Here is a 23,484-nt window from a genome sequence, read left to right as displayed (position 1 = left end):
GTAGCGGATCACGTTTTTACTAACTAAGGCTAGTTTAATGCTAAAAACAACCCACTTAGTACAACTAACACGCTATTTAAAACACTAAACCACTTTACGTAGCCTACTAAAAAATTATAAAAAACCATTATAATTAAGACACTTAGGCTCATAAACCCGCAAAATAGTAATGTTCCATAACCACCTTGAGTAACTATACAAAGCACCAAGCTTAGTAAAATACTGATCCAAGCAGCTAATAGCAGCTTTTTACGTTGGGATTCTGTAGGGCGTTTTTTAAATACATCTTTAAAATGATTATACTTAGCCAGCGCAAAACAGTTAAAACTGAGCAGGCATAGGCTAAACCCAAGTAAATCAATCATGGTTTTTGCCTTTTAAGGTTATTAGATTGACTAGGGCTGATTATTTTTGAGTTGTTTTTAGCAGTACGTAATTTTTCGGTTTGTATAAAAAACAATATACTAAATAACAAAAACAGTGCATCAAAAGTAAATAAAGCCCACTGTTTGTGCATCAAATAGCTAACTATATTACCGTTAGTTGTAAGTGCATTAATAACCGGTACGCTTAAACATGCAACAGCATTTATAGCTGCCATAACTCGCCATTGCAGTGTGTCGCGCTTTATAAGTGCTAAAAGAGCAACCGCTAGCCATGTTAAAAAGAACGCGAGTATTTCTTTATCGGCGCGCTCTGCGGTAGTTGGGCTAAGTAGTCTGTTAGCAATAAAAAATGCACACGTTGCCAGTGGTAGTCCCATAATAGTGGCTAGGTTTAACCCTTCAACTAGTTTTAAACCAAACGAAGGTTTAACGTTATTTTTAGTTCGCTCGCGAATTCGTTTAGCCCACATAATACAGCCAGAGCCAATCATTACACAGCCTGCAATACCGCCTAATACGTATAACCAGCGCAACAACCACGTAGCTAAACGTCCTGTATGCATTGAATTAAGTGATTCGTAAAGCGCTTTGCTGCTAGTTAGCTCGTCATCAGTTTTAGCGACCATTTGCCCTGTAGCACCACTAAATATTAAGCGTGGTGCTTGGTCACGTAGTGTTTTACCTGCGCTTACCAATACGGTAATTGTTGAAGCTGCCATATTTGGTTGATTAACTTGTACGCGAGTAATATCTGCATGAGGCCACTTAGTATAAACCTGATCCAAAATACGTTGTATTGGCACCATTGGCAATTCGCCTTGGGCTTTATCGGTCATGGTATTGCGAGGTGTTACATCGTTAAAAAAGCCACGCATGCCGTCATCATAAGACGTTTGCGCAGGGTAGGGAAACAACATAAATATGAGCGTAATCATGCCCGTGTAAGTAATCATTAAATGAAAAGGCAGGGCAAGCACAGAGCTTAAATTGTGGGCATCTAACCACGTACGGCTACCTTTATTACGTCTAAAACTAAACATATCTTTAAAAATACGCTTATGAATAACTACACCCGATATAATGGCAATTAGCATAAAAAAGCTAGCAAAGCACACAATCCAGCGTGCGGTTATTGCATCCATGTAATGTAAATCATAGTGCAGCCGATAAAAAAAGTTACCGCCTTTAGTATCTACAAAGGGCTCAAGCTCTTGCATGGTATTAGGGTTTAGCTGTGTGTTTTCAAACTTACTGCGGCGCTGACCTGGCTCTTTTGGTTTTGCATAACCATAAATTAAATAAGGAATGCGTGGCTCAGGTAATGTAATACGCCAGCTTGATGAGTTAGCTCCATGGCTAGCTAGGTAATCGAACCCTGTAATTATTTGTTGTTTTTGCGCTTCTATACGCTGTGTTTGGGCTTGCACATTATGTATGGCTGGTTGATTCCATAAGGTTATTTCGTCTCTAAAAAAGCTAAGAGTCCCTGCAAAAAATATTAAATATAATAACCAACAAACGATTAACCCTACCCAAGTGTGCAACCAAGTCATCGATCTGAAAAAGCTGTCTTTCATACCCAACCCTTCAGTAATGCAAGCAATCCAATGAACGCTCCCGTACTTAGTAAAATACTGATCCACACTGTTTTTAATGATTTAACGCTAAAGGCATAAATAAATACAACGGCATAAATTAAAATGCTGATTGAAACACTAAACAGCACAGCGTCTTGTTTAGCTATTGGCAACACAAAGCTTAATAACGCAGTGCTTGCAGAGGTAAAAGCATAGCCACCAATTATGGCAATAAAAAAACGTAAAAATACCAAAACTCGATAACTGCTTACGCTTTTTACTATAAGCGCAATCACGTTAACCTTATCGAATGGCGCACTGTGCAAAGGTGCCTGCATAGTTAATTAATCCCTTTATTTAAAGCTGAGGATAAAACAAAGGCGCTATTATATATGTTACAAATACAAAAGATAGTTATTCTCATTTGTGATGTTTAACTTTTGAGTAAGTTATGCTTACTTAGTTACTTAGTAAAATACTGATCTGATATTATTTAATGATATTGCACAGGCTCTATGTAAAGCTTAAGGTTAATAAACTGAGTAAAAATAAAGAGTGAATAACGATGAGCGATCACGAAAAACTAAATTACGTTGAGTTCCCTGCATGCGACTTACCCGCAACTAAGGCCTTTTTTAGTCGTGTATTTAATTGGCAGTTTACTGACTACGGCCCAGAATACACGGCGTTTAGTGGCCAAGGGCTTGATGGTGGCTTTTTTAATGCGCCGCTTAAATCGCTAACTCAAAACGGTGCTGCGCTATTGGTTTTTTATAGTAACGACATTCACGCCACGTATAAAAAAGTACAACTGCATGGTGGCACAATATTAAAACCTATTTTTGAATTTCCGGGTGGTTGCCGGTTTCATTTTGCAGAGCCGAGCGGCAATGAATTTGCTGTATGGGCCGAGCAACACTAGGTTTTACAAGGCTTGTAGCGCGAATGAGCTTAAAGATCACGATTTTACTAACTAACGCTCGTTTTAATTAAAATAAACCGATTTTTTACCAACTCATTTATCCTAAATGGCCATTTAGGATAAATATTAAGCATTTAAGGCCAAATAAATATGAATAGTCACCAATTAATAGAGCAAGTTAGTAAATGCGTGATCTGTGAACCTCATTTACCTTTAGGGGCTCGCCCTGTTATACAATTTAACCCAAACGCACGCATTTTAATTGCAGGGCAAGCACCTGGAATTAAAGTTCACGAAACAGGTGTGCCGTTTAATGATGCAAGCGGAAACCGCCTGCGAGAATGGCTTGGGCTAACAAGGGATGAATTTTACGATGCTAATAATATAGCCATTTTACCTATGGGCTTTTGCTACCCGGGTAGGGGTAAGTCGGGTGATTTACCACCGAGAAAAGAATGTGCCCCTGCATGGCGCGAGCAGTTATTGGCTGCACTACCAAATATTGAGCTGACAATAGTGCTTGGTAAATACGCGCAGGCGTATCATTTACCAGAGACTAAAAAAATGCCACTTACGGAGTTAGTAAAATCGTGGCGTGAGTATTGGCCAAATTATTTAGTGCTTCCACATCCGAGTCCGCGTAATAATATATGGCTTAAAAAGAACCCATGGTTTGAACAAGATGTACTTCCAGAACTAGATAAGCAAGTTGCTGCTATTTTAAATAAGTAATACTTCTAGCATTAGGATTTATTGTAAAGGGACGTTACAGTTAACTTAAAAATTAACACTCTAATTAAATACAATAACAAACGAGGCTGTCTAATTTGAATGCATCTATATTAACCGAAGTAATACTTCCGCTCGCTCTTGCACTTATTATGTTTGGTATGGGTCTTGGGCTCACAACAACCGATTTTACTCGTCTATTTAAAAACCCGCTTGGCATTGTCATGGGTTTAATAGGCCAACTTGTAGCAATGCCTTTATTAGCATTAGGGCTGTGTTATTTATTTAACCTACCAACGCCTATCGCTATTGGATTAATGATATTAGCTGCTTGCCCCGGCGGTACTATGTCAAATGTAGTAAGTCAGCTTGCTAAAGCTAATTTAGCGCTTTCGGTAAGTTTAACCGCTGCCTCTACCGCAATTAGTATAATAACCACACCGTTTATTATTGGCTTTGCTATGAGCCAGTTTGCCCCAGCGGACGATGCTAGCTTTTCTATTTTAACAACATCGCTTGGATTATTTTTTATTACCTTAGTGCCAGTTGCTATAGGAATTTGGTTACGTCACTTTAAAAGTGATTTTGCCATTAAAGCAGAGCCGTTTTTTAGACGCTTCTCGTTGTTTTTTATGCTTATGATGATTGCCGCACTAGTAATAAAAGAGCGCGATTTATTAGTTAACTCATTTAACGACGTATTTTGGGCGTGCATAGCACTTAATATTGGTTCAATGGTTGTTGGCTGGCTAATTGCTAAATGTTCAAAATTAAATTTAACTGATTCGCTGACGCTTTCAATTGAGGTTGGAATTCAAAATGCATCGTTAGCTATTTTAATCGCTATTAGCTTTTTAAATAAACCAGAATACGCAGTTACCGGTGGCGTGTATGGCCTTGCCATGTTTATAGGGCCACTGTTATTAATTGGCGGGTTAAAGCTTAAAAATAAACGTACCGCTAGGGCTGTTAACTAGGACTTTTAATTAGGGCATGTTGACCACGTTACTTTAATTTATGGCTGCGGATAACGTAGCCTTAAACTCCAGTCTAAAAATACCACCAGTTAAATGTATGCTCTGCACTCATCGCGCCAATAAGTTGTAAGCTTATAAAGCACTCTTAAGCTTGAATATTGCGCCAGGCGCTGAGCTTGCTCGCGCAAGGAGCGAAGCTTCTAATTACTAAGGCGCATTTTAGGATGGGATAAGAGTGTAAGTAATACGGTGAAAAACAGCGCCTCAAATATGAGGCGCTACTTTAAAACTTACTATTTGGTTTGCATGTTTTTAGCGCGTTCTTCTGCATCTATTAATGCTTGCGATTTAGGCGCGCGTTTTTTCTCTTCTATTTTGGGCTTTTCAGTCGAGTCAGGATCCCAGCTTGAGTCTAACGACAAGTTAGCAAATGGATTGTTACTGTCTGCTTTTTTAGGCTCACTTTGTGGATCATCAACAGGCGGTGTTGTTTGTGCTTGATCAGGTGCTGCGCTTTGTTTTTTAGGCATCGGCTTTTCACCAGGTAATGGTGCATCTGGGTTAAATGTACGTACCTCTGGTTCTTTAAAGTCTTGCTCTGTTGTATATGTAGTCGATTGAGCGTCAGCTATTTGCTCTGGTGCGTGTAAATCTACAACCGGCTCACTCGCTGTTACTGGCTCAGGAGTACTAATAACCGGCTCTACAGTGTTGTGTTCGGCTTCTATTGGCGCAGGCTCCGTTACTTGCGCTGTATGGTGCTTACGTTGTTTTTTTACAGGCTTTGCATCTGGATCAAAGTCGCGTACTTCTGGCTCATTAAAGCTGCTGGCATTTTTAATACGCTCTAAGGTTGTTTTTGCTGCTGCTTCAAACTCGGCTGTATTAGGCTCAGGTTTTTGCTTTACTTCGTTAAACGTAGCGGTACTTGTTTGCTCTAAAGTATCTGCTGGCTCTATTTGTGCAGGCTCAATTTCTCTTGTTTGCGATGATGTAACTACGTTGTTTTGCTCATCTGAAATTTGCGGTGGTGTATGTTCAATATCAGCATTTTGTGCAGTGTTCGTAGGCTCTAAAGGCTCTTCATTAGCCTCTACGCTGCTCTCAACTGGTTTATTATTTTGAGTTACTTCGTTGATGACAACAGGCTCAATCTCTGGCTCTTTTGTAGTTTCAGGTTTAGCTGGCGTAGCAATTTTTTCTGATTTAACTTCAGGTGGAGCCGCTATAGTCGGTTCTGCCATCGTTTTGCTTTGTTTTGCACGGCGCAAGCGCACGACGACCATAGCGCCAATAAGTACCACTATAACAAGTATTAAAGTGGGTAAAAGTAACGAGCTTGGGCTTTGTGCTACAGGTTGCGGCGCAATTACAGGCGCTGGTTTAATTAACACCGGTGCTGGTTTTACAAGTACAGGATTTTCAGGCGTAGGTTGAACGTTTTGCTCTGGCGTTGCCGGTTTTACTTGCTCTATCACAGCTTCGTTTTTTTGCTCTGTAACTACTTGCTCAGGTACTGCTGTTGTTGGCTGTGCACCAATTACTATTTCGTTACTATTGCTATTGCTATTGCTATTGATATTTAGCTGATCGTTTATTTGTTGTTTTTGATCATTAGTTAAATTAAGGGTTTGCTCGTTGATGCTATCTTTAACAGCTTCTTCAGTGGGTTGTATTACAGGGGCAGGTTCAACAATTTTAGGTTGCGGCTGAGTAATAATGGCTGGCTCTGGCTCTATTATTTGTGGCTTTGGTTGTGCTTGAATTTCTTTTGGCTTATTACAGTTGTTTTTGTAATCACGCGCTGCCTTACGATATTTTTGACTCGCTTTATTATTACTGTTTTGCTGCATTTCTTGTTTAATTAAAATACACATAGCTTCGTTGTATGCAGCACTTTGCGCACTATAAAGTAGGGCAAAGCAAAGGGTAAATCTAATTAGTTTTGATATCATAAAGTTATGCGCGCTTAAATATTAATAGTTTGATTTTAAGCGCAAAATTGAAAATTATCCAGAGTAATACGACTAATCAATAACCATAAGGCTGCGATATTCATCGTAAGCAAATTGGTCTGTCATACCGCTTATATAATCTTGAATTAATCTACAGCGATAATAAAATTCATACGCTGCAAAGTGATCGGGCTCTTCTTGCATCGCATCTATTGCGTGTTGGTAACTGTTTAAGTGCTTTTTAGAGAGCTTTTTTACAAGTCGCGACTCTATTAATAAACGTGAATCGCCATTTAGTGCACGCTTAAAGTCATCCTTGTTTAGTAGCAGTAATGGTTTATAGCAATCGAGCAAACCATTAATTATTCTATAACCTTGCAGCTCTAATTTTTCGACTTCTTTATTTGAAAAAACATGCTCAAGTGCCACTTGCTTTAGCATTTTGGTTACAGCGTGTAGATGGCTCCTATCTTCTAAAAGTGCTTGGTTAAAGTCGCCATGGTAAATAGGTTCTATGTTTTCAATAAAGCGTTTTGCAGCATGTCCAACTAGCGGATGTAAAAGTGCTACGCGCAGGTATATAAAAAATTCGCTGTTAAAGTTATACGGTTGTGCTTTGGCGCGCTCATGTGCGTAGTCAACTGCTTTATCTACAAAAGTTTGGTGCTCTGTATCGTCTATTGTTAGGTTTATGAGTGCTTTTTTATAATGACTTTTAAGCTGTTTACATAAGAATTCGGTGCTTATGATCCCTTTTTCAACAGCATCCTCTATATCGGCTAGGCAATACGAAATGTCGTCGGCGGCTTCCATTATATAACTTGCTGGATGGCGGCAATATTGCTCAATAGTGAGCTCTTTTTGTAGCGCTTCAACAAAGTTTTTTTCGCTGTAGTAGTAACCCACTTTCTTCATTAAGTAGTTTTTATTTTGGGGTATGTCTTTTACATCAAGCCCAGCAGGGCGAGTGTATTTTAAAATACCAGCACTTTGGCTGTAAGTTAAATTAAGCGTTTGCAACGAATGAATTATACGTATGCCTTGAGCGTTGCCTTCAAAGTTACAAATATCAAGCGCAAGGTGTTTAAAAACAACACCTATACCGGTATTGGGCTCTTTGCAGCGCTCGGGTGTTACGCTTGCTAGGTTGTTATTAAACCAGTGGTTTATTGCCGCTTCGCCAAAATGTCCAAACGGTGGGTTGCCTATATCGTGCATTAGGCAGGCCATTTCTACTAAGCTTTCTAGGGGGCGTTCTAGATCGGTTAAGCCGTAATCTTTTTGTTGTTGGTAGCTTAAATTTGCAAAAATACGTTGCACTATAAAACGACCAACCTGTTGTACCTCAAGCGAGTGAGTTAAGCGCGAACGAACAGCTGCGTTGCGTTCAAGCGGAAACACTTGGGTTTTTTGCTGAAGCCTGCGAATAGCGGCACTGTTAATAATACGGCCACGGTCGCTTTCTAGCGCCATTTGTAAGTTAGAGGTTGTGCGATACATTCGTGCTGGCGTTATTTTTTTACTAAAATCTATGGTCATCTTTATACTTATCCTTTTTACAATTGATGACTGGCATAGTTTTTAGCACATAGTCATTTGTCTTTAATATACAGGGTTTAATCTATCAGTTTGTATCATAAAGTAACAACTTGCTTTAAAATAATTTTTTGAGTAATTGTTGTGCATTTATAGGTGTTTATAATGAAACAGTGGATTTTAAAGGCAGTATCAATTTGCCTAATGTTAGGAATGAACAGCGCGTTTGCTGCAAAAGAGCAAACTGTGGTGCTTGTATCAATTGATGGCCTGCGTTGGGATTATATTGAAAAACACGGTGCGCCAAATTTAAAAGCAATGGCCGAGCGCGGTGTTCGCGCACAAAAACTAATACCTGTTTATCCGACAAAAACGTTTCCTAACCATATTTCTATTATTACGGGCTTACTGCCGGTAAACCATGGCATTGTTGATAATAGCTTTTGTGATAAAGCGCGTAAAAACGACTGTTACAGCATGGGCAAAGCATTGGGCGATAGCACTTGGGTGAAGGGGATTCCGCTTTGGAATTTAGCAAAAATGCAGGGACTTAAATCGGCTACTTATTTTTGGCCTGAGTCAGATGCGTTATTTAACGGCATGACACCAGATTACTTTTATCACTATTCTAAATACAGCGATTACCAAAGCCGTGTTGATCAAATTATTCAGTGGTTAAGTTTACCAAAAGCACAGCGCCCACGTTTTATTGCGAGTTACTTTTCGCTAGTTGATAGCATGGGCCATGAATTTGGGCCAGACGCACCACAAACGCGAGATGCAGTTAAACAGCTTGATGAATTAATGGGGCAATTACAAACTCGCTTAAGTAAATTAGAGCAAGAGGTAAACTTAGTTATTGTCTCGGATCATGGTATGGCGAGTATAGATCCAGATAAAAGCATTGATGTAACCACACTGCCTCAAGATGAAAACTTTTTAGTTAAAAACACCGGTCCACGTTTACTCATATACACTCAACCCGATGCAATAAATGCAGATATAGCCGGCTATAAAGCTCGTTTACAAAAAGCAGCAAACGGTCGTTATACAGTATTAACTGACGAGCAGTTAGCAGCGTACCATTACAATAAAGGCACTCGTGTAGGCGATATTGTGGTGCAAACTACAGCGCCAGCGGTATTTACCAATGGTAAAAAACCAACCTATTTAGGGACTCACGGTTATGCATATACCGAGGATATGGCAGCATCATTTATTGCTGTAGGCCCTGCATTTAAACAAGGTATAAGCCTTAAAGAAGTGAGTAACCTTGATATTTACCCAGTACTTGCAAAAGTGATGGGGCTTAAATTGTTAAACAAAGTAGATGGCAATGGTAAAACATTAATGCCAGCAATTAAGCAAAAAGTGGTTGTGCATTAAGCCGACCGGTTTTGTGATATTTAAAGCGGCTAATAGCCGCTTTTTTATGTTTAACTGCAGAGATATTTATACTCATTACCTGTACTAGTTCTCCTTACTAGTTACATACACTTATAGTGCTGGTAAAGCCGCGTTCGTCGCTTGTTAAAGTAAGCACAAGTTGGTGGCGTTCACATATTGCTTTTACGGTGGCTAAACCTAATCCAAACCCTTCTTTTTGCCTTGCGGGGTCGCCCCTATAAAAACGCTTAGTGAGTTGCGATAATTGTGTGGGTTCTACTCCTTTGCCATTATCGCTAATATTTATATGATTGCTGGTAAGCGTAATGTGTATAGTTGCTTCATTACCTGCGTATTTAATAGCATTCTCGACTAGGTTAAATAAAGCCTGAAAAAGTAAGTTTTTATCGCCTTGAAGTACTAACTCCCCCTGATTAATTACATTTATATGCTGCTGATTTTGCTGTGCACTGGGCTCTAATATGTCTATTAAGTCATTAATAAGTGTTTGGCAGTTTATAGGTTCTAACTTTAACGGAAATTGCCCATGCTCAAGGCGAGTCAATTTAAGCATGGCATCAAAGGTATGTAATACAGTATCAAGCTGTTCTATTTCAAGCCCAAGCTCTGGCTGTTTTACTGCTTGGCGCTCTAGTTGTAAGCGCAATCGAGTAAGTGGGGTTTTTAAATCGTGTGCTATGTTATCGGTAATGCCTTGCACTAAGGCAAAGTTTTCTTCGATGGTGTCGAGCATGGTATTAATATGTTTGGCTAGTTTTACAAACTCATCACCGTGTTGTTTATGCACTACACGCGCCGATAAATCACCTTTTTGAACTTGTTCTACTACGTTATTAAAATAATTTACACGCCTTAAATGCCTGCGCGCAAAAATATAGCCAAACACACAGGTAAGTAACAAGCTGACCAAACAAGCCCAGGTTGCAATGGTTTTAAATTCAGTAATTAAGCGGCTTAAATGTTCGGTGGCTGTGGCAATAACAATATTGCCATGTTTGGTGTTTACAATACCGGTGGTAAGTAGCCTAATTTGCCCACGTTGGGTGTCGAGCACAGGAAACTCAAGGGTGTTTGGCAACTTTGGAATATCGTTAGGTAAAAAGCTTAATTGCTGAAATTGCTCGTCATCGCTTTGCCAAAATATTAAAATTTCGCCCTCGTTACGAAATACCGCTAGTTGCTGAAAAAAAGAGGCTTTATCAAATTCATTAGCAAGCCCTTCAATACGAACTTGCTCGGCGTTTAAGCGCCTTTCTACTTGGCGTGTTTGCTCGCCCAATAATAGCTGATATATAAGCACAACGCATAGCACTAAAACAACCGATGTAATGGTGGCAAACGCGAGTGTAAGTCGCCATACAGAACTAAAACGCGGGTTAAATTGTTGCCAAAGGTTGGAGTTAACAATCATTATTTTGCTCTACTTGTAATCGGTAGCCAACGCCTCGTATTGTTTCTATTTGTACTTTAGCACCAAGCAATGTTAGCTTTTTACGTAACCTTGCTATGTGTACATCTATTACATTTGTGCCAGGGTCAAAATTATATTCCCATACCGACTCAAACAACAAAGTTCGCGTAACGAGTTTATTTTTATGATCGAGTAAAAAATGTAAAAGTTTAAATTCTTTAGGTTGTAAGTTAAGTGTTTGCCCAGCTACATCTGCTTTGTGATGACGAAAATCGAGGTTTACGTTTGCTAAACTTAACGCGGTTTGTGGTGGTTGGTTATGAAAAGGGCGCTTAATTATGTTCTCTACACGAATGGCCAATTCCGAAAACGCAAAGGGCTTTATAAGGTAGTCATCGCCACCTGCTTTTAAGCCTGCAACTCGGTCGTCTACTTTATCTAACGCCGAGAGTATTAGTACAGGCGTTGTTTTTCCTGTTGCTCTAAGCGCAGCAAGTACTTGCAAACCATCTAGCTTTGGTAGCATTCGGTCTAGCACGATCGCGTCGTGTTCTTCGCATGTGGCAATTAATAATGCTTGTTGACCGTCTTGTGCGGTATCTACGGTGTAGCCTAGCTCGCTAAAGGCTTTGTATAAAAACTCGCGGTTTTGTTTGTCGTCTTCAACCAAAAGTAATTTCATTAATTGCCCCAACGCAGTAGTGGTAGGTTTTTACCTGTTGCGAGATCAATGGCTTTTTTATGGCGCCCTTTTAACGATACAAATGTGGCAACCATATAAGTTACGCCCATATCTTGCTCAAGTTGAGCTTCTATTAAGTATTGTGTTTGTGTTGAATCTAACGACTGGACAAGTTGATACATGCGGTAATTTTTTTTACGCATTAATTTAGCGGCTGCAACTTCGTCGTCTTCATCAAGCTCTGGCGGGGCGTATTCAAGCTCAATTAGTTTACCTTTTACATCAACTAGCAATTCAATAAAACGATTATGTTTTTGTTCAAAAAGTGTTACCTCGTAGGTGGTTTGTCCTTTTTCGAACTCTAGCTCAAACTCTACAATAACGGCTGTATTTAGGTATTCGGTTTCTATATTTTTTAAAATACTTTGTGGTGATGGCTCGTCTGCATTATTAAGTTTGTCAAAAATTGCAGAGCTGCTTGCATAGCACAACCCGCTGCAAAAAAATAAGGCGCTCAAAAAAATATGTTTCATGTAAGTATGCTCTTGTTTTAATGTGTTTAGCCTACCAAATAAGAGGGCTAAACACATTTATTTAGTCGTATGATTTATTCTTTATATCAGCGCTTTATATTGCTACTAGTCATCTAAAACGCATGCTCTTACTTGGTTGCTTGCAACCCATTGGCATTCTAATTCTACGGTTTGATTTAAATATTGCGTTAATGAGTTATCTTCACTTATGTAACCCCAAAGCGTTGCTTGCTGATTTTGATTTGCCGACACTAAACCGGTTAAGTTAATCTCACTTGTATCGTCCTCTAGTTCAACTTCGCTTACGCTGTTTTTCTCATTGTTATAAGTGCCTTCAAGCTCAACCCACTGCCCATCTAGGGTATTAACCGATAATCCATCCTCAAATACAGTTTGGCTATTAAATGTAAATTCAATGCCATTTATTGTCGCTATATCTTGCTCGTAACTAACAACACCGGCTACCGAAAACTGCTGATTAGTTGTATTTGAGTTGATGTTTGTTGATTCAAATTCTATTTCTTGAGCAAGTAATTTATTATCGGCTTGCTGCCATACACCATCTACCTCAATAACTTGACCAACAACAAGATTAGCGGTGGTGCCATCTTCAAATTGAGTTTGATCATTAATGCTAACTTGCCACTGCGAGTTTAATGTTATTAAGCTCATATTGTTATTTACAAAGGTGATTACGCCTTCAAGCTCGGTGTCTATATTATCGGTAAAACTAAGTCTTTGCTCTGCATCAACCTCGGTTGCACTAAATATTTCATTATTATAAAAACCTTCAACCTCAACAATTTGACCATTACTTAGTGTGCCGTCTATATCAGCTTGTTGGTAGTTAATAACTAAATCACCTAAAGTAAATGTACGCAACTGCTGGTTTAAATTGGTAATACTGCCTTGCACTTCAAGCTCTGATTGGCTGTTAGTAATAGGGGCTTGGTAGGTAACCGTTAATGAGTTTAATGAATGACTGTAGCCACTTATTTCAAATAATTGCCCTTGACTAAAGTCGCTGCTGTTTAAGTTACTGAGTGTTATTCCTGCAATATTTACTTGATCATTTATTATATTAATAGGACCTTTAAATACGGGGTCGTAATCTATTTCTGTTGCGCGGGCACCATTTGTTTCTACTTCTACCATCATCCCTTGTTTTATATTATCAAGAGTTGCGTTATTGCCCTCTATTTCTACTTCTGCTGAGCCTGCTGCAATAATATGATTGTTTACAGTAATTGAATCCGACGTTACACCTGTTACTTGCCCAATGATCACACTCGGTAAATTAGCTGAAGCAGTTAGCTCGTTGTTGTCGTTATTTGACGAACTACTGCCGCATGCAGTTAACGCAAGTGTAATAGCACTTAATGAGATTAGTTTTGCTGTATTTTTAATTGATTGGTTGGTCATGGGAAACTCCAAGTTAATAACTATTGCTGATGGAGTAAGTGTACTTAACCATGTATATCAAGAAGGTGGACAGAACATTAATTTTTGTTAATGTTATAAAAAAGAGCGCGTAAGCGCTCTGCAGGGAAGAACATGTTAAAACTTTTAAGTGGGCTATTTAGCCCACTTTTTAATGCGCTACTTATTTAAAGTTAGCAATACTTGTTTTTGTAGCAGTAACCGTGCGAATTGCATACGCTTGGTTTGTAATACCAAATGCAATACCGTTTACGCTCCAGTTAGGGTTAGAGAAGTAATCGTACTGAGTTGCGCTACCGTAAACGTGCGGGTAAGCCATAATACTTGCAAACTCATTTTGTACGCCATGACCCATGCCATCTACATATACACCGCCAGATGTGTCACCTTGTTTGCGTGAATGCGCTAAACCTTGGTTATGACCAAGTTCGTGTACAAATGTAGTTGCACCACAATCAATTGCAGTGATTGAGTACATACGGCTGCTCATTGAGCTATATAGATTGCCATTAGTGCCTTGGCCAACCCACGCTAAACCACATGAAATAAGCCCATTGCCAGCACTTTGGCCAGTACCTAATACGGCAATCATGTCGGCTTTCCAATCGCTGCGTAAACCATCTACGTAGCTGCTATTTGTAACCGAATCTAACCAATCCTCAGACGGCGTTACTGCGTAGTCACCTAAGTTTTGTTTGCCAGCTAAGCGTAGTGTTATATCAACGCCATTTTGGCTATATACCTGATTACTAAAAGCAATTAGTTGATTTATTTTAGTGTCAATATTGCTAGTTGCAGCAGCTGATTGGTCGGTATATAAAATACCGATACCGATATCGATTGTTTCTGCTTGTGCAACACTTGCTGCACATAATGCCGCAGCCAGTGCGGTTGTTGTGATTACTTTTTTCATTATTGTATTTCCTTACTCTTGTTGTGGTTGGAACTTGTTTTTAACTTGGTTGAGCTCATAAAAAGCAGACACACTAAAGCTGCTTTATAGTGCGGCTTTAGTTGTTTTTTATATTTTGATTATTGGTTAGCCATCAATTTTTGGTGCAAATATATCGATGCTTTTATCTGATTTGGGCTTTGGTGCGGTTACTTCATGCTCTATGTGGCTTTTATATAAATCGCGTTTTGCTGCAATCCATCCGTACTTACCTTTACTTTCGAATACATAGTTGCCAGAAGGTGCAGTAAATTGGCCATATACGGCATCTTTACCTACCGTTAAAACGGTATTATGCATGCGACCGTCAACACCCACTATTTTACCAAATATGCTCTTATCGCCATTTTCAGACTCAACCACACTAGTCACTTCTGCGGTGAATGTTTCGGCTGTTTGCGGAATAGCTAAATCAAAATTTTCGCCAGTCTCTAACGCCTGTAAAGAATTTAAATCAAACTCAATATAGGCCTCGTTATGTAAGTCGGTAGGTAAAACTTTTGTGTTTATAAGCACTTGCTTTGCTTTGTCTGATAAGCGATTTACGGCATCAAATTCTTCAAACGGTAAGCTGTTGTCAGGGGCAACAATGGGTTTTACGGTAATTGGATCTTTACTCATATCAATAGGTGCAGGGGGATGTGTATTGCGCGTTTTTTGTAAATCAATAGGAACAAAATCAATAGCAACAGGCGCGATAGGTTCGCCCGTTTCATCTGCATTAAAAAATAGCCCATAAACTGCAAATGCCGATAATGGTATAGCAATTAGTAAGACGACAGATCTCTTCATTTGTTTCTCTTTTAGTGTTTTTGGTTAACTATTTGTTACGTTTTATATTATTGAATGGATTAGATCAAGATAATAAATGTAACCGAAAAGAATTATTTCTTAATTTTATAATTCCTTATAAAATATAAGGATATTTATTTTTGGTGTGTTTTTTGCTCTTTTTAGTATTGGTTTTTAGTAGTGTTTACGCGGGCTTTGGCGCAGTTACAGGTACTTGTTTGTTTAGTTAAATACAATGGTTAAAAGTGACTTTTTGACGTTAATTACAATGAAAAATAAAAAGTGAATTTATTTCACCTTTTGTAAACCAATCGCTAATTGCAATGTAATTATTGGGCACGTATGTTGTGTGCTGCATAAATGCATTACGAGGAATTTATGAAGGTGTCTGATCAGTTGCTTAACCGAATTACAGCAGGACTTGTGGCTGTAATTATTGGTTTTTCGAGTTCTATTGCATTAATTTATCAGGTAGTGATAACCCTTGGTGGTACGCCCGATTTAGTAGCTAGTTGGATTTTAATGCTCGGTTTAGTGATGGGCACAACGTCAATTGGTTTATCGTACTATTACAAAGTACCTGTTTTAATTGCGTGGTCTACCACGGGAGCTGCATTACTTATTTCAAGTGCCCAAGGGTATAACTTAAATGAGGCTATTGGCGCGTTTATGCTCAGTGCATTGCTCGTGTTTTTGTCGGGGGTTACGCGCTGGTTTGAAAAAATAATGAACCGTATTCCAAGTGAGCTTGCATGCGCCATGTTGGCCGGCGTGCTTGTTACCTTTGGTATCGATGTGTTTAATTTTATGAACGACATGCCTTTAGTAATTGGCTTAATGGTCGTTATGTACTTTATTGGTAAACGCTTTTTTGCCCGCTTTGCTATGTTAAGCGTGCTTATTATAGGTGTATTACTCGCTTGGCAAATGGGCCATATTGATACCAGCGCGCTGCACTGGAAAATGAGCGAATTTGCTTATATTGAACCCGCTTTCCACTTGCAAGCATGTATTAGTATAGGCTTACCACTTTATATAGTTACCATGACTTCGCAAAATTTACCGGGTATTGCGGTTTTAAAAGCACATAAATATAAAGCGCCTATATCTGCATCTCTTAATGTTACTGGCTTTGTAAATATGCTTAGTGCTCCTTTTGGAGCCTACTCTATTAATTTAGCCGCGATTACCGCAGCTATATGTATGAGTGATGAGGCGGATAAAAATCATGATAAACGTTATTGGGCGAGTATAGCGGCTGGCGTATTTTATATTTTAATGGCGTTGTGCGCAGCTACATTAGTTGGCTTGGTAGCAAGTTTACCGCAGGCACTTATTTTAGCTTTGGCGGGCATTGCGCTATTTGGCACCATTGCTAATAGTTTGCAGCAAGCCCTTAGTAGTACTGAATATACTGAGGCCGCAATAGTCACTTTTTTAGTAACTGCATCTAACTTAACATTGCTCTCAGTAGGGTCTGCTTTTTGGGGGATTATAGCGGGTGTGCTAACGCTTATTATCACCAGGAAAGACTAAAAACTGTGAATATGTAAAGCGAAATTATTGCTCATATAGATGATTAAAATAGTTTAACCAAGCTTATTAAAAAGGCTGCAATTGCAGCCTTTAGTATTACAAACAGAGTTTACCTAATCATAAGTATGATGGCGAGTTACGCTAAACCGATTAAGTATATGGTGCATAACATACACAACACATAAGCTTAAGATTATAGCCACAGATACCGAACTAAACCGGTACATTGCACTATAAACAAGATCTTGGCCTGGCCCGAGTGAATTTCCAAACAAAATACCAAATGTAGTCAATACACCAAAACCAATGCCAGGTATGCCTCCGCCTAAAATATGAAAGCGCGCAAAAACAAACGAAAGTATCCATAAAATAGCCATCGGAAAAAGTAAAAAATCAGAGTGACTATACAAAAATAGTTGCGATAGTAACGCTGCATTACAGCCTATAAGCGTTCCAATTGCTCGCTGCCAACCGGCCATACCTGCGGCTTTCCAGCACAACGAAAATAAAATAAGCACAGAAGCTGCCTGCGCAGATATTGAGTCTTGTAAATCAAGAACCTGAAAAACAACAAAAGAGAGCGTAGCCACGGTTGAGCATAACAATACCTCATGGCGAATACTTTCTTTCGCTTTAGCTGGCATTACTCGCCCAGGCCTTGCGGTTACATCAGGAAATAGGCCATGCATTAATCCTCCAATAATAACGGTTAAGAATATAGCCAAACCATTAGTTAAGATTAACGGATAAATACTGCTTCCTTGATCAACATAGCTGGAAAAATGTAGCTGAATAGAAAGACTGATTACGCCTAAAGCGCCAAATAAAAAGGCACTACCGCTACTCATTTTATGAAATAAAAAGCAGAAAACACCAAACACTAACAATGTCATAACGACTGGCAAGTGAGAAAACAATCCCTGCATTATCAGCACTATAAGTGCGCTAAATGCAGCAGATGCTATAAATTGATTTATAAGCCCACGACTTAACGTAGGTACCATGCCCAATATCAACATAGGATAAACGGTAAAAAATATACCATTGGGCCAGTTCATTAATTTACTAATAGTAAAGCCAAGGGTACAGCCACCTGCAATGCGCAGTGCTTGGCGAAGGCCATTGGAGTCTAATTGTGGGCCTTGGCTAACAATTTGAGTCATAAAGCCTCCATTAATAAATGTAGTGTAACCAGCTAATAAACCTGATTTGTGCAGAGCCAAACCATTGCCCAATTGTTGATTCTGGTAATAATTGTACTGTTGCACGTGAGCCACTAGGCATGTTTGCTATTAAGTCTTGATGATTTACGAGCTTTAAGTGAATGCGTTGACGCTGTGCATCACGCACCCAACGATTACTGGTTTCTGTTGTACTTAGTAAACCATTAGCACTAAGTTGACCACTGCTAACGCCTGCTTCAAATGTTTCAAGTATTGCGTCGTAAACTTCACCTGGACGGCTATCAAATACTACACGCGCTTGGGTGCCTTGCTTCATATTTGAGAGTGACTTTTCTCTAAAGTCGGCAACTAAGTCGGCTTTTTTAGCAACAATAGCTAATAATGGGCTGCCTGCAACTGCGTATGCGCCGTTTAATAATTGTAAGTTAGCAACTACACCGTCACTTAATGCGCGCACTTTTGTGTAGGATAAATTTAACTCAGCCTGTGCTAACTGGTTAGCAGCGTGGCGCATGGCTAAGTTTTTGTTACCTGAGTCACCTCTAGCTAAAACCGCTTCAGCTAACTGGGCTTCTAGGGCTGCAACATTTGCTTTACTCGCTTCAAAATTAGCACGAATGCTTTCAAGTTCTTGCTCCGATATAGACTTTTGCTTATAGAGCTTTTCGCCTCTGCTTTTTAATAGTTTTTGCTCATGCTGTTTAGCGTTTGCAGCACTTATTTGTGCCTCAAGCGCTTTAACATTGGTATCAAGGCGTTTATTTTGTAATTTGGCATCATCAAGGGCGAGTTGAGCTTGTTCTTTAGCTAAATTATATGGGCCTTCATCGATACTAAATAATATATCGCCTGCTTTAACTGATTGGTTATTACTAACTTGCACACTAGTGACTCGGCCACTAATTTGCGGTGATATTTGCACAACAGGGTGATAAACACGTGCTTGTGGTGTCACAGGCAAAACCATATCGGCCACTAAATAGTAAATAAATACTAAGATAAACCCTATGAGAGAAAACCTTACATAGCGTGCAAACTTTTGATCCGGTGTCATTTTTAGCCTTACTTATTAACTTGAATACATTTAAGGGCGTTTTGCTCCATTTTGATCAAACCAAATGCAATCGCATCTAGTTGCTCAACAGATAAACCGCTGTATAACTGATTTTTTATATCGGAAATAGTCTCTTGCAATGAATGTAAAATGGCATCACTTTGCTCAGTAAAATAGAGTCTTTTACTGCGCTTATCATGTTTGTCTACACGGCGAACGATTAACGATTGTTCCTCTAATTGCTTAAGCGTACGAGTCAATGAAGGCATTTCTATCCCTAAGCTATTAGCAAGTTCAAGTTGTGTTAGTCCCTCACCACGCATACTAATATGCATTAGTGCAGTCCAGCGCGATTGAGTAAGCCCTAAAGGCTCAACCGCAATGGTTACCGCTTCGCGGCATAAACGATGAACTCGGCCCATATTACCGATAACTGTTAAATCGAGTGTTTCGTGAAAAGGTTTGTGTGTAGGCATAGCCACCCCAACATAGTTAGCAAGCTAACTATTTTATCATTACTTAGCTTGCTAAGTAAATATGTGTAAGTGCGGGAAGTAGCAAAATATTTGCTAAACCTCACTTGTAAAAATGGTGAGGTTTAGCAGGAGTTTAAAAGTTAAGTAAATTAGCTGGGGAGTATTGATCGGTAAGTACTTTTGTATCTGCGGGCCAATCTTGATCGTTTTTAGTAAATTGCATAAATTGGCTAATCGCTTTTATGTCTATACCGTATTTTACTAATTTAGGGGCGAGAGCATTTACACGCGTGTTAATTTGCGCTTCGCTCGGCATTGATTTAAGTCCCGCTAAAATAATACGATTACTACGATTTTCGCGACTTACGTTTATAAAGTCGCCAAATACAGCGTGGTAAGTTGCCGACTCATGTTCATAAAGTTTACTACTTGAAAACGTATTTGCAGCTATAACACCGCCTTCGGCTAATACGCTTTGTACTTCTTCAAAAAACTCTTTAGTAAGCAAATGCTCCGGAATATAGTCGCCGTTAAATGCATCCAAAATAATCCAATCATACTTTTGCTTTTTAATAGCGGCACGTTTTATAAAAATACGGCCATCTTGCACGCTTGATGTCACTAAATCGTTTTCTATAAAGTTAAAGTAATCGCGTGCAACTTTAGTTACTGCGGGATCTATTTCAACATTATGAATTTTTGCAGTGGGGTATAGCTCATGAATAACGTTAGAAAGCGTACCGCCACCTAGCCCTATAATAAGTACATTTTTAGGGTTATCGGCTACTAAAAGGCTCGCAAAAGTCAATTTTGTGTAATTAAAAACAAGTTTGTCGGGATTGTTCTTATACATACAGCTTTGGCTTGTTTGGCTACTTTTAGTATTAAATTTAAGGCAACGTAAGTCGCTCGTTTCTTCAACAATAATATTGCGATAAAGCGAGCGCTCTTCGTGGATAACTTTACTGCACGCAAAACCCGAAAATGCAATTAACGACAGTAGTAAATATTTAAGCATGAGCAAGCTCCTTATTATTAGCCAAGGTATTAATTACAATCGCGACTAAACCCAGTGACCCAAGCGTTAGAGCAAAGGCGCTAATAATTGTATTTACGTCAAACGCGAGTACAAAGTAAAACGAGGTAATTATAGTACCCAGTGCACTGCCAAGCGTACTTACAAAGTATAAACGCCCAGCCACTTGGCCGCTTTTATCGCTATCTGTTACCAGTAAGCGCACAGAGTAGGGCGAGATCATGCCTAAAATAACGGTAGGTATAAAAAATAAAGCAGTTGACGCTAAGAGTGAGCCGTAGCGACTATCTTCAATATGGGTAAATATAAATTCCATTATTGGCTGCGAAAATAATGTAATAGGCACCACCATAATGCTGGCTATTAAAAATATTAAACCATATTTGGTAAGTGATGCATTTTTAGTGCTGAGTTTGCCGCCAAGTAAATACCCAAAAGATAAACTAAGCATAAATACTGTAATTATACTGCCCCAAATATGTACGCTACTACCAAAAAAAGGGGCGAGAATTCTCCCTCCTAAAAGTTCAATCCCCATAATGCAAAAACCGCTGCAAAAAGCTAAAAAGTAAATTAACGCGTTTGTTTTTATGCTCATGTAATTATCGTTATGTAACTTAAGTAGAACACTATACTAACGTGATGACACGGCAGTCGCTAGTGCATTAATTAATCGCTCAGTGATTTTTTAAAAAGAAGTTTTGTTATAAAGTAACACATGCTACAATTTTGTTATACTATAACACTTTATTAGTTAATCAATCACATGAAGTACTCTTTAATTTATTTAGCCTGCCTAGGAATTAGTGCGCCCAGTATTGCGCAAGATCCAAAAGAAGAAATCGAAAAAATATCTGTCACTTATAAACAAGCTTATCGCGGTGATATTCCTCAAAAGCAAATGCCACAATCTATAGTTAGTATTAATAGTGCTGAGCTTAATAAAAAAGGAATTACTCAACTACAAGATGCGCTTGATTTTTCAGCTAGTATTTCACGTAAAAACAATAGCGGTGCATTGTGGGATAGCTTTTCTATTCGTGGCCTTTCGGGTAACGAAAACATGCCATCGGGCTATTTAGTTAATGGCTTTAGCGGTGGGCGTGGTTTTAGCGGCCCGCGTGATGTATCTAACATTGATTACATTGAAGTACTAAAGGGCCCAGGTTCAGCACTTTATGGGCGATCAGAGCCAGGCGGGACTGTAAATATTGTAACTAAAAAGCCACAGTTTGATTCACAGGGTGAGATAAAGCTAAGCTTAGGCAGCGACAGTTTTAATCGCGTTGAAGGCGATTACACCAGCGGCATTAACGATACCACCGCGTTTAGAATAAATGGCGCATGGCAAGATAGTGACAGCTACCGCGATGAGGTATACACCAATAAAAAGGTGATTACGCCGTCTATATATCATCAAATAAACGCATCGACCAGTGTAACTTATGAGTTTGGATACGTAGATTTAGCTCAGCTATTCGACCGTGGTGTTGTCGTACTCGATAACGATTTTGACACCCTACCAAGCTCGCGCTATTTAGGTAACCCAAACGATGGAGACACGCAGGTTTACTCTCGAGGCCACCAAATTACGCTTAACCACGATATTAACGAGGAATGGTCACTTGTTGTAGGTGCAAATTATCGAGACTCTAGCTTAACGGGTTTTTCGTCAGATGCAGAACTTGCACCGTCACGCCAATCGTTATTTGAAGATGGCCGCACACTTACCCGCCAGCAGCGCTATCGCGACTACGAAGTAGAAGATTTAAGTGTAAAGTTTGAAGTTAGTGGAAGTTTAGATACAGCCGGCATTTCGCATCATTTATTAATAGGTATTGATGCATATAAATACGATTTGCGCACGGCGCTTTCTCGTTATCGTGGCGGTAATGGCACTTATACTATTGATATTTTTGAGCCTGATTATTCTGGTGAACGTCCTGCTGTTTCGCTACTTTATGAAAATGATGAAGAGCAAAACGCTTACGGTATTTACATTCAAGATCAAATGGATATCACTGATAAGTTTAAACTTTTACTTGGTCTTAGATTTGATAGCGTAGACCAAGATATTTTAGAAACCAACAGCGGTGTGTTTTCAACCAGTTCTGAGAGCCAAATAAGCCCACGCGTTGGCGTAGTGTACAAACTAAATAATACAATAACCTTTTACAGCAGTTACTCTGAAGGCTTTTTACCACTGAGCGGTACTGATGCAAACGGCGACCCGTTTGGCTTTGAGTACAGCGACTCGTTTGAAGTTGGTGCTAAGTTTGAATACTTAGGTGTAAACGGTACTGTGGCACTTTTTGATGCTTCTAAAAGTAATATGTTAGTGGCAGATCCTGTAAACGTTGGTTTTTCGGCTCCCATTGGTAAAGCTGATAGCAAAGGGTTTGAGCTTGATTTAAATACCTATATTACCGATGCAACAGCATTTAACTTATCGTACGCCTATATAGATGCCACCACAGCAAACGACATTATTAATGCCGATTGGGGCGTGCCAATAGAAAAAGGCAGCCCACTGGTCAATGTACCAAAAAACAATCTAAACCTTACACTTAGCCATCAAACAGCATTAATGGGTAAAGAGCTTGAATTTGGTGCAAGTTACCAATATACCAGCAGCCGCCTAGGTGATGCCGCAGATTTGAGCTTTAGACTACCAAGTTACCAATTGGTCGGCGTGTTTGGTCAATTAAATTTAACAGATAAAACAGAGCTAAATGTGAGTATTCATAACATTTTTAATGAAGCCTACGCTCAAAGTAGTTATAACGCTTTGTGGGTTTATCCGGGGGCGCCTACGCAATTTAAAATGTCGATAGCTTATAATTTTTAATAGCTTAGCTTATTAAGCTTTTAAACAGTTTTCATCCTGAAGCGTCTTAAT

At 39.2% G+C, this 23,484-nt stretch carries 22 protein-coding genes; 6 read left to right on the top strand and 16 right to left on the bottom strand.

Going from position 1 to position 23,484, the window contains the following annotated elements; translation table 11 throughout:
* Positions 1–29: 29 nt before the first annotated feature.
* Genes QT16_RS14345 through QT16_RS14335 form a run of 3 tightly spaced genes read right to left on the bottom strand, consistent with a single transcriptional unit; the run spans position 30 to position 2,301 of the window.
* On the bottom strand, positions 30–365 hold the full coding sequence (locus tag QT16_RS14345) for a DUF3325 domain-containing protein (protein WP_007583595.1): 336 nt from the start codon (positions 363–365) through the stop codon (positions 30–32).
* Positions 362–1,963 carry a PepSY-associated TM helix domain-containing protein gene (locus QT16_RS14340; protein WP_039488839.1) on the bottom strand — a complete coding sequence of 534 codons (1,602 nt, stop codon included), beginning with the start codon at positions 1,961–1,963 and terminating at the stop codon, positions 362–364. Before QT16_RS14340 ends, QT16_RS14345 begins: the two co-directional genes overlap by 4 nt.
* Complete coding sequence (locus QT16_RS14335) at positions 1,960–2,301, bottom strand: hypothetical protein (protein WP_002959167.1); 342 nt, start codon at positions 2,299–2,301, stop codon at positions 1,960–1,962. The genes QT16_RS14340 and QT16_RS14335 overlap by 4 nt, the downstream gene beginning before the upstream one ends.
* 227 nt (positions 2,302–2,528) lie before the next feature.
* Between QT16_RS14335 and QT16_RS14330 the strand changes: the two genes are divergently transcribed.
* From QT16_RS14330 to QT16_RS14320, 3 genes are all read left to right on the top strand, one after another.
* Complete coding sequence (locus tag QT16_RS14330) at positions 2,529–2,885, top strand: VOC family protein (protein WP_039488837.1); 357 nt, start codon at positions 2,529–2,531, stop codon at positions 2,883–2,885.
* A 150-nt stretch (positions 2,886–3,035) separates the two neighbouring features.
* Complete coding sequence (locus QT16_RS14325; protein WP_002959163.1) at positions 3,036–3,617, top strand: uracil-DNA glycosylase family protein; 582 nt, start codon at positions 3,036–3,038, stop codon at positions 3,615–3,617.
* A gap of 95 nt (positions 3,618–3,712) precedes the next feature.
* Positions 3,713–4,591, top strand: a complete 879-nt coding sequence (locus QT16_RS14320; protein WP_039488835.1) for a bile acid:sodium symporter family protein — start codon at positions 3,713–3,715, stop codon at positions 4,589–4,591.
* Positions 4,592–4,884: 293 nt separating this feature from the next.
* On the opposite strand, the gene QT16_RS14315 is transcribed toward QT16_RS14320, so the two are convergent.
* Together QT16_RS14315 and dgt are read right to left on the bottom strand one after the other, a co-directional pair.
* Positions 4,885–6,546 (bottom strand): hypothetical protein, encoded by a 1,662-nt coding sequence (locus QT16_RS14315; protein WP_039488833.1) that lies wholly within the window; start codon positions 6,544–6,546, stop codon positions 4,885–4,887.
* 72 nt (positions 6,547–6,618) lie between these two features.
* Complete coding sequence (gene dgt, locus QT16_RS14310) at positions 6,619–8,085, bottom strand: dGTPase (protein ID WP_039488830.1); 1,467 nt, start codon at positions 8,083–8,085, stop codon at positions 6,619–6,621.
* Positions 8,086–8,247: 162 nt separating this feature from the next.
* Here dgt and QT16_RS14305 point away from each other — a divergent pair, with 162 nt between their 5' ends.
* The gene (locus tag QT16_RS14305; RefSeq protein ID WP_039488828.1) at positions 8,248–9,468 is read left to right on the top strand and encodes an alkaline phosphatase family protein; all 1,221 of its coding nucleotides are present in this window, start codon (positions 8,248–8,250) and stop codon (positions 9,466–9,468) included.
* A 97-nt stretch (positions 9,469–9,565) separates the two neighbouring features.
* Here QT16_RS14305 and QT16_RS14300 read toward each other — a convergent pair whose 3' ends face one another.
* The 6 genes from QT16_RS14300 to QT16_RS14275 all read right to left on the bottom strand — a co-directional run bounded on the left by QT16_RS14300 (position 9,566) and on the right by QT16_RS14275 (position 15,299).
* Positions 9,566–10,900, bottom strand: a complete 1,335-nt coding sequence (locus QT16_RS14300; RefSeq protein WP_052201252.1) for a sensor histidine kinase — start codon at positions 10,898–10,900, stop codon at positions 9,566–9,568.
* Complete coding sequence (locus QT16_RS14295; RefSeq protein ID WP_039488827.1) at positions 10,890–11,582, bottom strand: response regulator transcription factor; 693 nt, start codon at positions 11,580–11,582, stop codon at positions 10,890–10,892. Before QT16_RS14295 ends, QT16_RS14300 begins: the two co-directional genes overlap by 11 nt.
* Positions 11,582–12,115 carry a hypothetical protein gene (locus tag QT16_RS14290; RefSeq protein WP_039488825.1) on the bottom strand — a complete coding sequence of 178 codons (534 nt, stop codon included), beginning with the start codon at positions 12,113–12,115 and terminating at the stop codon, positions 11,582–11,584. Before QT16_RS14290 ends, QT16_RS14295 begins: the two co-directional genes overlap by 1 nt.
* 105 nt (positions 12,116–12,220) lie before the next feature.
* Positions 12,221–13,537: a DUF5666 domain-containing protein gene (locus QT16_RS14285; RefSeq protein ID WP_039488822.1), complete on the bottom strand. Its 1,317-nt coding sequence runs from the start codon at positions 13,535–13,537 to the stop codon at positions 12,221–12,223.
* Between the two features lie 181 nt (positions 13,538–13,718).
* Positions 13,719–14,468 (bottom strand): zinc-dependent metalloprotease family protein, encoded by a 750-nt coding sequence (locus tag QT16_RS14280; protein ID WP_039488820.1) that lies wholly within the window; start codon positions 14,466–14,468, stop codon positions 13,719–13,721.
* A 126-nt stretch (positions 14,469–14,594) separates the two neighbouring features.
* Positions 14,595–15,299 carry a protease inhibitor BamI-like protein gene (locus tag QT16_RS14275; RefSeq protein WP_039488819.1) on the bottom strand — a complete coding sequence of 235 codons (705 nt, stop codon included), beginning with the start codon at positions 15,297–15,299 and terminating at the stop codon, positions 14,595–14,597.
* Positions 15,300–15,677: 378 nt separating this feature from the next.
* Here QT16_RS14275 and QT16_RS14270 point away from each other — a divergent pair, with 378 nt between their 5' ends.
* On the top strand, positions 15,678–16,835 hold the full coding sequence (locus tag QT16_RS14270) for a benzoate/H(+) symporter BenE family transporter (RefSeq protein WP_039488818.1): 1,158 nt from the start codon (positions 15,678–15,680) through the stop codon (positions 16,833–16,835).
* Between the two features lie 113 nt (positions 16,836–16,948).
* Here the strand turns inward: QT16_RS14270 and QT16_RS14265 are convergent, their stop codons facing one another.
* From QT16_RS14265 to QT16_RS14245, 5 genes are all read right to left on the bottom strand, one after another.
* A complete protein-coding gene (locus tag QT16_RS14265; protein ID WP_039488817.1) occupies positions 16,949–17,998 on the bottom strand; it encodes a DUF2955 domain-containing protein in 1,050 nt (349 codons plus the stop codon).
* A 10-nt stretch (positions 17,999–18,008) separates the two neighbouring features.
* On the bottom strand, positions 18,009–19,073 hold the full coding sequence (locus QT16_RS14260) for an HlyD family secretion protein (RefSeq protein ID WP_039488816.1): 1,065 nt from the start codon (positions 19,071–19,073) through the stop codon (positions 18,009–18,011).
* An 8-nt stretch (positions 19,074–19,081) separates the two neighbouring features.
* Complete coding sequence (locus QT16_RS14255) at positions 19,082–19,549, bottom strand: MarR family transcriptional regulator (RefSeq protein WP_002959150.1); 468 nt, start codon at positions 19,547–19,549, stop codon at positions 19,082–19,084.
* A gap of 133 nt (positions 19,550–19,682) precedes the next feature.
* Complete coding sequence (locus tag QT16_RS14250) at positions 19,683–20,567, bottom strand: spermidine synthase (RefSeq protein ID WP_039488815.1); 885 nt, start codon at positions 20,565–20,567, stop codon at positions 19,683–19,685.
* Positions 20,560–21,183, bottom strand: a complete 624-nt coding sequence (locus tag QT16_RS14245; protein ID WP_039488814.1) for a fused MFS/spermidine synthase — start codon at positions 21,181–21,183, stop codon at positions 20,560–20,562. Before QT16_RS14245 ends, QT16_RS14250 begins: the two co-directional genes overlap by 8 nt.
* Positions 21,184–21,351: 168 nt before the next feature.
* On the opposite strand from QT16_RS14245, the gene QT16_RS14240 reads away from it, so the two are divergent.
* Positions 21,352–23,433 (top strand): TonB-dependent siderophore receptor, encoded by a 2,082-nt coding sequence (locus QT16_RS14240; protein WP_039488813.1) that lies wholly within the window; start codon positions 21,352–21,354, stop codon positions 23,431–23,433.
* Positions 23,434–23,484 lie beyond the last annotated feature (51 nt).

Source organism: Pseudoalteromonas distincta (assembly GCF_000814675.1).
GTDB lineage: Bacteria > Pseudomonadota > Gammaproteobacteria > Enterobacterales > Alteromonadaceae > Pseudoalteromonas > Pseudoalteromonas distincta.
This window is presented reverse-complemented; position numbering and strand designations above follow the sequence as displayed.